The sequence below is a fragment of the Vibrio sp. MMG023 genome, assembly GCF_021654215.1.
Taxonomy (GTDB): Bacteria; Pseudomonadota; Gammaproteobacteria; order Enterobacterales; family Vibrionaceae; genus Vibrio; species Vibrio jasicida.
Window position 1 is genome coordinate 264,799 of the sequence record NZ_JAKFZP010000001.1, and the last position, 14,023, is coordinate 278,821.

11 protein-coding genes are annotated in these 14,023 nt (G+C 43.8%); 6 read left to right on the forward strand and 5 right to left on the reverse strand.

Annotation, left to right across the window (positions count from 1 at the left end; all coding sequences use genetic code 11):
* Window positions 1–64: 64 nt before the first annotated feature.
* Window positions 65–1,093, reverse strand: a complete 1,029-nt coding sequence (locus tag L1076_RS01145; protein ID WP_050568835.1) for a site-2 protease family protein — start codon at window positions 1,091–1,093, stop codon at window positions 65–67.
* 411 nt (window positions 1,094–1,504) lie between these two features.
* On the opposite strand from L1076_RS01145, the gene L1076_RS01150 reads away from it, so the two are divergent.
* The 5 genes from L1076_RS01150 (at window position 1,505) to L1076_RS01170 (ending at window position 7,430) form a co-directional block, all read left to right on the forward strand.
* Window positions 1,505–2,746, forward strand: coding sequence for an outer membrane protein transport protein (locus tag L1076_RS01150; RefSeq protein WP_038870765.1), 1,242 nt, complete (start codon window positions 1,505–1,507; stop codon window positions 2,744–2,746).
* Window positions 2,747–2,768: 22 nt separating this feature from the next.
* Window positions 2,769–5,177, forward strand: a complete 2,409-nt coding sequence (locus tag L1076_RS01155; protein WP_237302951.1) for a VolA/Pla-1 family phospholipase — start codon at window positions 2,769–2,771, stop codon at window positions 5,175–5,177.
* Window positions 5,178–5,312: 135 nt separating this feature from the next.
* Window positions 5,313–5,522, forward strand: a complete 210-nt coding sequence (locus L1076_RS01160; protein ID WP_005435119.1) for a YgdI/YgdR family lipoprotein — start codon at window positions 5,313–5,315, stop codon at window positions 5,520–5,522.
* Window positions 5,523–5,802: 280 nt separating this feature from the next.
* A complete protein-coding gene (locus L1076_RS01165) occupies window positions 5,803–6,360 on the forward strand; it encodes an alkylphosphonate utilization protein (RefSeq protein ID WP_038870769.1) in 558 nt (185 codons plus the stop codon).
* Window positions 6,361–6,527: 167 nt separating this feature from the next.
* Complete coding sequence (locus L1076_RS01170; RefSeq protein ID WP_237302952.1) at window positions 6,528–7,430, forward strand: homocysteine S-methyltransferase family protein; 903 nt, start codon at window positions 6,528–6,530, stop codon at window positions 7,428–7,430.
* Window positions 7,431–7,435: 5 nt separating this feature from the next.
* On the opposite strand, the gene L1076_RS01175 is transcribed toward L1076_RS01170, so the two are convergent.
* The 4 genes from L1076_RS01175 to L1076_RS01190 form a co-directional block, all read right to left on the reverse strand.
* The gene (locus L1076_RS01175; RefSeq protein ID WP_237302953.1) at window positions 7,436–8,134 is read right to left on the reverse strand and encodes a DUF1223 domain-containing protein; all 699 of its coding nucleotides are present in this window, start codon (window positions 8,132–8,134) and stop codon (window positions 7,436–7,438) included.
* Window positions 8,135–8,272: 138 nt separating this feature from the next.
* On the reverse strand, window positions 8,273–8,464 hold the full coding sequence (locus L1076_RS01180) for a hypothetical protein (RefSeq protein WP_005424996.1): 192 nt from the start codon (window positions 8,462–8,464) through the stop codon (window positions 8,273–8,275).
* Window positions 8,465–8,743: 279 nt separating this feature from the next.
* Window positions 8,744–9,763: a TerC family protein gene (locus L1076_RS01185; protein ID WP_237302954.1), complete on the reverse strand. Its 1,020-nt coding sequence runs from the start codon at window positions 9,761–9,763 to the stop codon at window positions 8,744–8,746.
* A gap of 527 nt (window positions 9,764–10,290) precedes the next feature.
* A complete protein-coding gene (locus tag L1076_RS01190; RefSeq protein WP_042602284.1) occupies window positions 10,291–12,033 on the reverse strand; it encodes a bifunctional UDP-sugar hydrolase/5'-nucleotidase in 1,743 nt (580 codons plus the stop codon).
* Window positions 12,034–12,306: 273 nt separating this feature from the next.
* Here L1076_RS01190 and L1076_RS01195 point away from each other — a divergent pair, with 273 nt between their 5' ends.
* Complete coding sequence (locus L1076_RS01195) at window positions 12,307–13,938, forward strand: ATP-dependent endonuclease (protein ID WP_237302955.1); 1,632 nt, start codon at window positions 12,307–12,309, stop codon at window positions 13,936–13,938.
* Window positions 13,939–14,023 lie beyond the last annotated feature (85 nt).

Below are 14,023 nucleotides of genomic sequence, written 5' to 3' on the forward strand. Positions count from 1 at the left end.
TCTTTTTAGTTCTTGTCTTTATGGTCCCTGCATCAGATGAGATTGGTCAGCTCGAGAGCAAAAATTAGGTGCCCAGAATTTGCAATGGCAAACTGAGTAAGCTATCTCCTAACCCAGCAAAGTACCAAATGATCGCCACAAAGCCACCGACGGATACTAAGTACCATGCAAACGAGAACAGTTGGCCATAACGAGTTAACGGCAATAAGTGGCTATGATGTCGCGTTCGCCATTCCATTACCACTTCTAGCATGCCCATCATTAATAGAAACCCTAATAACGTTAAACCAAACGTGTAACTGATATAGATTCCAAACAATGCTGCGAGAATACTACCGACAAGCCCGACCCAAGTATTCATTGAAAAGGTAATGCTTTTTAAGACGTGACCACCATCTAAAGGTAGAATCGGCAATAGGTTGAAAAGGTTTAACAGTGCATTAAACACTGCCAACCCTGCGAAGATCATTTCTCCAGTCATCCAGTAAAGAACGGTGAAAATGATACTAAGCACCAAGCCAAAGAACGGCCCCATTATAGAAATAACCACGTCTTGCCATCGAGTATTTATCTTTTCATCACTCAGCGCTAAACCACCAAGAAACGGGATGAGATAAATTCCTTTGGTCTTCATGCCGAAGTACTTCATCGCCTTAATGTGCCCGTATTCGTGAAAAACAAGACACGCCAACAATGCCAAAGCAAACTCAATGGAAAATAACCAGGAGTACGCTGCTAAACTTGCCGACGCAAGCGCAACCTTGATGACTTTCGCACTCTTCAGCGCTTTCATCCCCAGTGACACCATACCGATTAAACTAAAACGCTTTTCGGTTGGCGGCGCTTCAACCGGTATCTGACGCTCAATGTCTTTTTCGTTTCTTGTCCCTTCGGTAACCAAAACATCGTCGATAAACGCTTGATATTTGAAATCAAACGGTTGCCAATTTAGCTCACAGTCGAGTTGGCAAGATAAGATCTCTTCCGCTGAAGAAAGCTTAAATTGATGTGAGGTTTTGCCTGAATCATCCTCACTGGCATCAATTTGCGATACCAAAGTGTTATCCCAAAACAACTGCTGCCATCCAGCCATTGACCCTTCTAATCTCAATGGTCTCCCAAGAAATTCAATGTGTAGTAATTCCACGCTATTCCCAATGCGATAAACACGAAGTGCGGATTATGCCTGTAAAGGAATCGAACGAAAAGCATGTTAACAACTAGTGTTTGACTATCATTTAACCATCAGATTTACAAAAAAACTCTGGTCGTACCATTTGTTATAAAAATATCACCATAATACATGGCCTTACTAAATGCCATTTGACCTATGCATCAAATTTAAAACGTAATATAGGTATGATCTTTGACAAGTTAATAAACATACAATTAACATTATCGTTACATCGCAGTTGTAATTCGAACCGACAACAGCTGGTGTAATCGCTACACAACAATTACAAAGACTTCGGTCTAACATAATGACACCCTAGGAGGGTCAAGGATGAACAAGAAGCACTGCTCTCTGCTTACAATTTCAATATTGTTTGCGTGTAATGCCCAATCGGCGGGCTTTCAGGTTGCTGAGCACTCGGCATCTGGTCTTGGTAGAGCATTTTCAGGTGAAGGCGCGGTTGCGGATAATGCAAGCGTATTAGCGCGTAACCCAGCTGCGATGACACTTTTTAAAGAAGCTCAATTTTCAGGTGCACTGTCTATTGTCGACCCTGAAGTTAACGTCTACGACACTTACCATAAAGAGCACGCTGACGACGTGGCACCGCTACAAATCGTTCCAGCGGGTTACTACATCAGCCCAATCAATGATCAATGGGCTTGGGGTATTGGTATGTTCACTACCTATGGTGTTGCGACTGATTACCCAGATGATATCTCTGCCGGTGATATGGCGGGTGATACCTCCCTACTTTCCGTCAACCTAAACCCTAATATCGCTTATCGCATTAACGAGCAATTCAGCGTCGGTGGTGGTATTAACTTGGTATACGCACACGCAGAGTTGACTCGCCACAAAGGTGCACTTGCTCCGCTATTTGGTCCTGACAGCAAAAAATCCGACAACCTCATTGGTATGGAAGGCGACACGTTTGCTTGGGGTTGGAACATTGGCGCTTTATACGAGCTGAATGAAAACAACCGCTTTGGCTTTGGTTACCGCTCTAAAGTGGACCTTGACTTTGATGAAGGTGAATTCAGCAGCTATGACTCTGGTGTCGCCAACGCTGCAAAAGTAGATGGCCGTCTGCAAATTTCTCTTCCGTCTATTATCGAACTTTCTGCATTCCATCAGTTAAACGAAACGTGGGCGATCCACTACGGATGGCAACAAACGGACTGGAGCACATTTAAAGAATTAAAAGCAACCAGTAAAGATTGTGCTGGTGGTGTGTGCTTCTTCAAACCTGAAAAATACGAAGACAACAACCGTTACTCCTTCGGTGGTACATACACTCTGAACAACCAATGGACACTTCGCGCGGGTATCGCCTATGACGAGCAAGCCGGTGAAGCCACATTGAGTATCCCTGATAGCGACCGTTTTTGGTACAGCGCAGGCGTGACTTATGCAATGAAAGAAAACCTAACCTTCGATGCAGGTTTTGCTTTCGTCAAGAGTAAGTCTGGCTCGTTTACTGAAACCAACGCCGCGGATCAAGAGATCACATTTGATTCAGAAGGTACGGCCTACATCAGTGCTGTACAAATGAACTACACGTTCAAGTAATTAGGATTAACGGAGTAAACCAATGAAACATACGTTTAAACTATCACTGCTTTGTTCTGCAATCCTACTTGCAGGTTGTGGTGACAATACATCGAGCTCTGGTACATCAGATACACCGACGTTTGAGCCCGAAGTACAAGCGCTACTTGACCGCAACACATCGATTAGCTTTACATTGCAAGGTGCAGATGCAGACGTTCCTGCGCCATCTTACTTATTGATGGATAGCACAGACGGAACGCTTGGCCTTCCAACAGGCGGGGACGATGCATTAACTAATCCCCTAGCTGCCATGAACACAATGGATGGTTGGTCAACGTCTATGCCAATCGTTCTTAACTTCAATGGCGATGGTTTTGCTGACGGCCTTGTTACTTCTGGTATCAGCGTTATTAAAATAAACCAACGTCTTACCGATTGGGATGGCGCTTCAAACCCAATCGAAAAAGTACTTACGCTGGGTACTGACTACGTTGTACAAGCGAGCGGCAATTCTCTGTACATTCAGTTTATGAACTCTTTGGACGAATCTGGCGAATACATCTTCGCGGTAACTCAAGCGATTCAAGACGTAAACGGAAATCCAATTGGTACGTCAGGAAGCTATGCGACAGGTAAAACGAAAGAGATCGTTTATGAAACTGGTGACTTAGCTTCAGTACAGGCAGCCACGACAGCAGTAGAGGGTATTTTCGGACTCGCAAGTGTCAACCCTGCTGATATTGTTTACTCATCATGGTTTAGCACACAATCTGTAGGCGATACGCTTGCTGCTGTGAAAGGCGTCACGGCAACCGGTTTTGCTACTGGTGCTAATACGTTAAATACTGTGTACAAAAACGACGCAAATGAAGGTGCCATTGACCTTTCTACCGCATACACTCTGACAATGGGGACGACACAAGACTTTATTACAGCACTTGACGCTGATGAAGACTTTAACAAGTACGTTAGTGACCTGGATGCAGCTAAAACAGCAATCAAAGGTTTATATGCTGGCGCTAACGTGGCGGTCAATGTGACACAAGGTGTTGCAAAACTGCCTCATTATCTAGAGAAAGGCGCTGACTGGAACATGCAACCAATGGTTTCTGCAATGCCTAGCCTTGCTAAAGTCAGTGCTGCACTAGCGGATGAAAGCGAACAAGCGAATATGGTTCAACAGCTTTCTACAGGTGTATTTGCCGATGATCCTGTAGATGTCACTAAGTTAGCTACGGACCCGACAGAGCAGCTAAAGCTTGTTGGTTCGACTCTGTATCTAACGGACGGAACACAATTGGATAGCGACCGTATTATCACTCGTTATTCACCTGTACCAGTGGTTAAATCACTCGAAGACGTCGAATTCTTGTTGTTTACACCGCAAACTGGCACACCTACAGATGTCGTAATTTACCAACACGGTATTACATCAGCTAAAGAAAATGCGTACTCTTTTGCGTTTAATATGGTAAAAGCAGGTGTTGCTGTTATTGCAATCGATCTACCAATCCATGGTACTCGTAGTTTAGATGACCAACGCTCTGCCAACGCGGATGTACTGGCTTACCTGAACCTTTCTAACCTAGCAGTGGCGCGTGATAACCTTCGCCAAAGCGTGCTCGATGTGCTGGGTTTACGTGCAAGCTTAGTTGTTTCAGCGCAAGCTGGCCTTCTGGCAAGCAGCCCGCTTCAAGGCTTTAACCCGATGACGGGTTCAAAAGTGAAGATGCTTGGTCACTCATTGGGTGGTATCGTCGGTACTTCTGCAGTAGCAGCGGCGAACAACACATTGGGTAGCCCAACGGCAGACGCGTTGTACACATTCAGCGGCGCATCAATTCAAAACGCAGGTGGCCAAATTGGTAACCTACTGCTTGGTTCGTCTAACTTTGGTCCACAGATCAAGCATAACCTAGCGTACGCAGCTTCAACAGATTACGCGAGCTATGCAGATGCATCATGTGCAGACTTGTCTGACAAAGCGTGTTACGAGGCATTTGAACAAGTAGCAAGCGACGCACAACTAGCGGCACTTAATGCTGGTTTCTCTAGCTTTATCTATGCGGCACAAACTACGCTGGATACAGTTGATCCATTTACCAATGCAAGTGATCTTGTCTCAAGTGGCTCACTATCAACACCATTCTTCATGACAGAGGTAGATGGTGACGATACCGTACCAAACAATGTTGCAAACGCACCATTCGCGGGTACTGAACCTCTTGCGGCTAAACTTGGGCTAACAACTGTGAACAGTGCAAATACTGCGGTATCTCCTTCTGCTAGCTTTGTTCAATTTAATGCGACAGCAACACACAGTACGTTTGCATCCCCAGGCGGAACACTGGCTGACTTAGACCATCATGTAGAAATGCAGATGGAAAATGCTGACTTCCTAATGGATGATATGTTAACTGGTGTCACCAACACCTCTGTACTTAAGTAAGTATCTTTAGCAATACCAAAGCCCAGTTTCGACTGGGCTTTTTCGTTTCAGTGCTATTCAAACCCACTCATATTTCCTCTGCTATAGTTAAGTCGATGTCTTTGTCTAACTCACTTGTTTAAAAAGGAAAACTCTATGCGCGTATTGACCGTGATTGCCACTGCACTACTTCTTGCCGCTTGCGGTAGCAGCCAATATCTTATGTCAACGAATGAAGGGAAAATCATTACCTCTTACGGCAAGCCTGATCTCAATGAAGATACTGGTATGTACGAATATGAGGACGTAGATGGAAAAGAAATGAGCATTTCTAAAGACCAAGTTGTACAGATCATTGAACGATAAAACACCGTGCCTTCTGGAAAACAGAGGGCACTTCTCATTCACTCTGAATAACTCAACTTGAAACTAATAGCCTTTATCAATGCAACTAATTCATCATTCAAAACAATCAACACCCTTATTTATATTCTCACTATTATTTGGTTAGCGAATATTTTACATCTTCACTCCTTTCAGGTTGGAATATTGTAAAATCTCGCCTTTAATTCTCTAACACCCTTTTATTTCTCAGGATAAAGTGGATAATACCGCCACCAAAAAAACATTACTAAGGTGAGTCCTTATGTCTATCGAAGCTACTTTGCTTGCTCGCTGCGAGTCAAAATGTGAACTGTGTTCTTCTGAATCTCAACTAACAGCATTTGCTGTTCCACCACACGGTAACGTGACTGTTGATACTGCTATCATGGTTTGTGATAAGTGTCATGGTGAGATCGAAGATCCTAAAGACATTAACCACTGGCGCTGCCTAAACGACAGCATGTGGAGCCAAGTACCTGCGGTACAAGTCACTGCATGGCGCCAACTTACTCGCCTAAACTCTGAAAGCTGGGCTCAAGATGCTCTTGACATGATGTACATGGAAGAAGAGCAAATGAACTGGGCAATGAAAGGCATGTCTGCTGACGACAAAACGGTTGACTGCAACGGCACTGAACTTAAAAAAGGTGACGACGTAACCGTAATCAAAGACCTACCAGTTAAAGGTACAAACCAAGTAATCAAACAAGGTACTGTTATTCGTGGTATCAGCCTTGGTGATGATCCTAAACTTGTTTCAGGTAAGGCAAATGGCGGTCAGTCAATGTACGTGATCGCTGAGTACTGCCGTAAGAAGTAATCTCGATATTACTTTCGAAGTTTAACGGGGTTCCAATTGGGACCCCGTTTTCGTTTCTAACTTCCGCTTTCTTCTACTTATCTATTTTATCGCTGTCATTCCTCGCTTTCGCTCTCAAGCATTTTCGATTATGGTTCGAGAAGGAACAAATTAAGATGGATTGTTGTATGAAGAAGTTAACCATTCTTGATGGTGGTATGGGCCGTGAACTCAAACGCATTGGGGCACCTTTCTCGCAGCCACAATGGAGCGCTCAAGCTCTGATTGAATCTCCCGAGTACGTCTATCAGGCGCATCAAAGCTTTATCAATGCTGGGGCGGAGATCATTATCGCCAATAGTTATGCTTGTGTACCGTTTCATCTTGGTGAAACACTCTACGAACAACGTGGTAGTGAACTTGCTCGTCAAGCGGCTCAGATTGCACAAGAATGCGCAAATCAATCACCAAACGACATTATCGTCGCAGGCTGTATTCCCCCCGCATTTGGTAGCTATCGCCCTGACCTATTTGAAAAAGAGCAAGGCGAACAGATCTTCGAAACGTTACTGAAAGCACAAGATGACTATGTCGCGATCTGGATTGCGGAAACGATCTGCAGCCTAGAGGAGCTCACTTGTTTGCAAAACGTCTTTAATAGCTGCAATAAACCGGTCGTTTATGCCTTTTCTCTCAACGACAACGTGTCAAGCACCGCACTCCTTCGTTCCGGGGAAACCGTAACGCAAGCCATTGAACAAGTGGTGGCCAATGCTTCGGTTAATACACGTGGTATATACTTCAACTGTTCGGTACCAGAGGTAATGGCAAAAGCGGTCAGCGACACCAACGCTATCTTAAACAAACACAAGAGCAATATTGATATTGGCGTTTATGCAAATAACTTTACTGCAATTAAATCTGATCATGAAGCAAATAGCGCACTTCAATCCATGCGCGAACTTACTCCAAAAGAATACGTCGAATTTGCGAAAGAATGGTATGCAAAAGGAGCAACCGTCATTGGTGGATGCTGCGGCATCGGCCCAGAACACATCAAAGCGTTGGTCGATTGGAAAAACGCAGTGTAAACTTTCTAATCAATGTCTCCTGCAACCGTCTGTACACGGTTAAAGGTACCAGGCTCAGTCACCCACGCCGCAACAGCATCAATATTATCTAATGGTTGACTGAGCTTAAACGTCCACTGTCCATTCTCTGAACGACTTTGTTGTTTCTCTAATAACACAAAATTATGCTCAAGGACTTTACCTTTATTCTCACCCCTTTTAACTGGTGTGGTTTCATTATTTGAGAGAAACACAATCGTCGCATCATACATACCCAACTCTTCAAATCGCAGGGTGAATTGGTTGCCAGATCGCTCTAGAACCAAAGATTGGGCTCTATCATTGTGGTTGCTTGGTAACACACGCTCACGCCAGTTGAAGAAGCCACGCCATTCTTTACCATCAACGACAAATGTCGGAGTATAAACACTCCCTACCGCGCCATAAGCACGATACAAACGTTGCAGCTGAGAGAATTCAGGCTTTGCAAATTTGTCTTTCCAGCCAAGATAGTCCCAATAGTCAACGTGGTAGGCAACGGGAATGTACTTTCCCCACAAATCAGGGTTGGATTCGAACGTGGAAAGGTATTTGTCTGCAGGTGGACAACTAGAGCAACCTTCTGAAGTAAACAGTTCGATGACTTGGGCAGGCCGCCCCTCATGAGACCATATTTGAGAAGCAGAAAGGCTCGCTAGAATAGACAAAGTTGATATAGCAATCATAGACAGTTCCTTCTTGTAACTACTGACTATGACCGTGCTACCTAAAGATAGCTTTCAATACTGTTTTAGAAGTGTAGATTTCAGATACAAAAATGCCGGCAAATTAAGCCGGCATTTCGAATTCGCTTTCCATTCAGATTAACGATACATACCGATATCTTTCTGAATATGTGCTGACAAATCTTCTGCGTAGTAGCTGCGAGGTGCAGAATTGTCTACAAAAAGAATGTCTAGTAGGTGAGCAATCAATCCTTTGAAGTTAACCGAGTAGGTTTTCTTATCCATAGAGGTTGGTAAAGCTACATTTGTCATTTGCATTGCTTGTGCCATGATTGCCTCTCTTTAAAAGCAGTAATTTGTTTCGTTGGTTGTATATTAGTCATTTTTTCATTGAGCAAAAAATGACAAAATTTGCTCATTCAAATTAGTTTTTCTAATGAAACAAGGTGTTTACAAACACCCAGAATACAAAAGCCACCAAAATGAATAGTTATTCGCAAATTAAAATCTTTAGTTGAATAACTTGGATTTACGTAGGTAAATCCAAGTTTAAATGCAACATTTTTTTAACTGAAATCGTTTTCCAGTGTTTTTGAATTTACAAAATCATCAAGAGTTCTGATTAGTAATATTAACGCTAGAATTATCGTTAGATTTGTTCTTATAAATAGACGCAATAACCGCCGCCGTCATGACCGTAACCAAGAACGTTAATGACCAAACCGTCGGGATTTCATATTGAGTTCCAACTAGCAGCATCTTGATACCGATAAAGATCATGATGACTGACAACGCTGGTTTTAGGTAAACAAACTTATCCAACATCGCTTGAAGTACAAAGTACAATGAACGTAAGCCAAGTAGAGCAAATACGTTTGCCGCTAAAACTAGGAACGGTTCGCGTGTGACAGCGAAGATCGCAGGGATAGAATCCAGAGCGAACATAACGTCCATCACCGCAATCACACCAACAACGATCAACATTGGCGTTGCAACCCACTTACCTGCTTGTTTTAAGATCAAGTGGTTGCCTTGATACTCGTCTGTCACTGGCAAGAACTTGCGAATGAATTGCTCAGGATAAGGGTTCACCTCTTCTTCTTCGCCTTTATCTCGCGCTAACTTGATACCAGTCCAAATTAGGAATGCCGCGAATAGGTAAAGCACCCAGTGGTATTGAGCCAACAACTGCGCACCAACAGCAATCATGATTGCACGTAGCACTAACGCACCAATGACACCCCACAGTAAAGCACGAGGACGTAAATGTTCTGGCACCTTGTATTGCGCAAAGATAATCGCAAAAACAAACAAGTTGTCGACACTTAACGATTTCTCAAGCAAATAACCCGTTAAGAATGATATGGTCGCCTTTTCGTGAGTATAAACGCTATGAGGCGCGTAATAATCCCAAAAGAAATAGATAGAACCTGCAAAGACAAACGCTAATAAGAACCAGAATACGCTCCAACCAATCGCTTTTTTCATGGTAATCACGCCGCCACGAGTCTGATAGATATCGAGAGCGACTAGAACCAAAGTAAATAGGCCGAATACACCGTACATTGTCAGTGATTCTTGCAGTGGAACAGACTGGTATAATTGGGTGGTATTTTCGATAAGAGACATGCTTCCTCCCGTGCGGAAGGACATTATTCGGGCTGACCTTCCGCAAACAATACAAACCAGCAGTCACATTACCCATGTGTCTGCTAATCAATGAATGCGTTGGTCTCGTTGAAGTGACGACTTGATGAATCAAGTATCACCTTTATTTACCGGATAAGCTGATGCTTAACGAGATGACGATAAATAAACTTGCGCTAACTACTCCCCAAACGCCGCCATCATACCCCTGCCTGCAGCGATCTCCAACAAAAATTACTTATCGATAAAAACAAAGTATTTTGTGAAGAACAGTTATCAGCAGCACCTATCAACTGGATGATAAATACAAAAAAGGAGCACGGCTGTGCTCCTTTTTGATGACTTATCGGGTTTACAAACCAGTTAATGGTACAAAATAAACCAGTGTTGACCAAACCGCGACCCACGCAACGACGACCGCTGCATCAGCCCAATCTTTTTTCCACATACTCTCTTCCCTCTTAATCGCATGTGCAACAGAAAGAGAGCAAAAAGGATACCAATAAGCTTTACTGGTTCTTTTGGGAATAAACTTTGTGATTTTCGTTCAAACAGTTTGGTTCATCGGTCAGTAATTCAATGAAACAATCGGCCATAGAAAGGTTACTCACAAACCCTTCACCTTTCATGTTTAACAAGGCTTCATAGCCTTCTTTACCTTTCATTGTGTAGGCCGAGGATGCCCCGCGATACCACTCTTCTTCTTGAATCAGTGACCAACGATCCCCATCAAAAATTTCTAACTTTTTAATGCGTTGTCCTTTGGCCGCACCCGCATCGTATTCAAAGCTCAAGTTATGCGTATATGGGTAGCTACCAGAACCAGTGCCTTCAACGCCATTGTTGAGTGCATTATTGATTGCGCCTTCCAATGCTAGACGAATCGCTTTACCTTGCACATCATAACAGCCGATTGGCACGGCAAATGGCAACAATCGTCCGGCAACATCTGCCACGGTGATCTTTCCCGGATTGAGAGAAGTGCGCACCCCACCCGCATTATGAATTGCAAATTGAACCTGATGACCACGTTTGTTCAAACTATAAAGAAAGGAGTGTGCAACGGATGGCGCAAGCTCGCTACCACCGAATTCATCGGGCACTCGAACATGACGCTTTTTCTGCACTACGTTTGCAATGACTTGTGCTTGCAACTTGCGCACTCGCGGAATGTATTTATCACTCAAAATTGCCTGTGTTTCAGGGTGCTTCTTACACACCACCACATTTGGCTGACCATGAATAAAGTCACACGCTTCCTCAAACACACCTTGATCGAGCTGCTCGTTTAACGTTGAGTCCCAAAAGATTCGACGTCCAAGCAACAACTCATTTTGGCCATTTAGCATGGTCGGTTTGCCGCTTTCATCAAACTCAAGCACACAATGCCCCATCGTCAGCGCATGATAACCTGCTTGCACAACGTAAGTGTCATTAACTTTAATGCCATAAGGGTCGTCTTGACCTAGACCAATAGCGGTAAAGTCACCCTGTAACCTATGGCTGTGACCGCCGACAATAATGCCAATACCTTCTACTTTGGATGCTAATTCAAGATCGCCTTCGTAACCTAAGTGGCTTAAAAGAATGATATTTTTGATACCCGCTTGGTTAATCTGTTCAACCGTATGCTTTGCGGTTTCAATTGCAGATATGAATGGTGTATCCGCATCTGGGTTTGCGATGTCGCTCATCTTATCAATAGACAAACCGAAAATGGCCACTCTCTCGCCATCAAATTCCTTGATCAAATATTGCGCACTTTGAGTTGCAGTATCGAAGCTCAGTACATTGTCACAATCACTCATACGGTGATCTTTGCTCGATAACTCATTCGACAAATCCCAATTGCCCGCAAGCAGTGGAAAGTGAGTACGTTGACAAAACAACGCGACTGGCTCATTCCCCATATCTAATTCATGATTGCCTAAAGCCATGGCATCGATGTTTAGAGCATTTAACAGATCAGCGTTTGCTTTGCCTTTAAATAGGGAAAAATACAACGTGCCTTGAAAACAGTCACCAGCATGAAGGAACAACATGCCCTGACCTTGGCGTTGAGCATCATCGCGAAGCTGTTCTACGCGCGTTGCAATACGCGAAAAACCACCAGCGCTCACGTAAGGCTCCAGTGTACGTTCGTTATCGATATTGAGTTTTAGCTGTAATGACGTTGGTTCAAAGTAGGAATGTGTGTCATTGATGTGCGCCAGTTTGATTCTGACTGGCTTATGATTTTTATTCATTGTCATCTTCTCTCTTTTCATTCCTTTTAATTATTAGAATTGAATCATGACAGAATCATGAATTTTATGAAACAGAGAAATTGTCATTTCATTTTAACGTGATCAAGATTCATCTTGCGTACAATTATGAAAGCGACTTTACGCCTAAACGGTCTGCATTCCTAGGGTGAATGCTCTTAATTTTGTGAACTGAGCTTAACTCGATTAGACCAATTTCATATATGCTTAGGAGAAGCAAAAGAACTCTCTATAATTCAAATAATTGCAAGGAGGAGTGAGATGAGACTAGAACGCATCGAAATCTCTGGGTTTAGAGGCATCAAACGCCTTTCACTCTCTTTTGACGAACTCACCACCTTGATTGGTGAAAATACTTGGGGCAAATCATCATTACTTGATGCGCTTTCGCTTGCCCTTCCTGCTGACGGTTCTCTTTATCAGTTTGAGATGACTGATTTCCACGTTGACTACGCCATCGCCCATCCGCAATCGCAGCATTTACAAATTATCCTGTGTTTTAAGGCGCAAGATAAACAAGAAGTGAATGCTGGTCGTTACCGTCGTATAAAGCCGACATGGTGTATCAATGCAGACAATGAGCACGTCATTTATTACCGTATAAGTGCCACGCGAGACGGCCATAACACGACGACAAAGTACGCCTTTCTAGATTGCGACGGCGAACCAAAACAACTGCACCATTCAGAAAAGCTCGCGGTTGAACTCATGACGCTGCATCCAGTGATTCGTTTACGCGACTCACGTCGTTTCCCTGCTCCTCCCACCAATGGAGACAGCAAAAATGCACGTATTGAAAAGCGGATTAACAACACTTGTCGTCGTTTAGTTGCCATGCCCGGCCACGTCAACAAAGGTGAGGTACGAAGTAGTCTAGGCTCCATGCAAACTTTGGTTGAACACTACTTTGCTTTCCGAAGTGTTAAAAAAGGCAACCCAAGAAAGCCACGCGACGGATTGTTCTATGCGAGCCCCTCCTCTGAAAAAGGCCTTGCGCAGTTTCTTAAAGAAACCAACAACAAACAAAGTCGATTGCTTTTAATGGGCTTACTAAACGCGTATTTGCAAGCAAAAGGTCCAACCGACTTGAGGCGCTGCGCTCGCCCTATTTTGATCATTGAAGATCCAGAAGGTCGTTTACACCCTACCCACTTATCGCGTGCTTGGAGTTTGTTGCAGCTATTACCAATGCAGAAGATTCTTACCACCAACAGTGCCCGTTTGCTCGGTTCTGTTCCATTGGCCTCTATCCGACGTTTAGTTCGTTTATCAGACAAGACCGTTGCAAAGTCACTCAATACTAACCGATTTAGTGTCGATCAATTGAGACGGATTGGCTTCCACATTCGCTTCCACCGGGCAGGTGCACTCTTTGCTCGCTGTTGGTTATTGGTTGAGGGAGAAACTGAAGTATGGCTATTTAACGAACTCGCCCGCCAATGCGGATATGATTTAGCGGCGGAGGGTGTTCAAATTGTTGAGTTTGCACAGTCTGGTTTGAAGTCACTCATCAAAGTGGCCAAAGAGTTTGGGATTGATTGGCACGTTGTTACCGATGGAGACCCTGCGGGGAAAAAATACGCACATACGGTTCGAGCGCACTTAGATAATGATCAGGAACGCCATCGCTTAACCGAATTGCCAGATCGAGACATTGAACACTTCTTGTATAACAACGGGTTCGAATTGTTCTTTAAAGACATTGTTAAGATCCCTCATGACCACCCGATCCCTGCGAAAAAAGTGGTTAATCGTGTTTTGAAGAAACAAGCGAAGCCAGATTTAGCCCTTGCTATCGTTGCCCATTGCGAAGAACGAGGTGTCGAATACATCCCTGTCTTGCTTCGTTGGACCCTAAAACGAGTAGTAACGATGGCGAACGGCAACACCTGATCGTGCCCATGACTTGTGCTGCAGATAAGCGGACGGAAATACAAACATAAAAAAAGCACACCAATTTGGTGTGCTCGTATCAAGA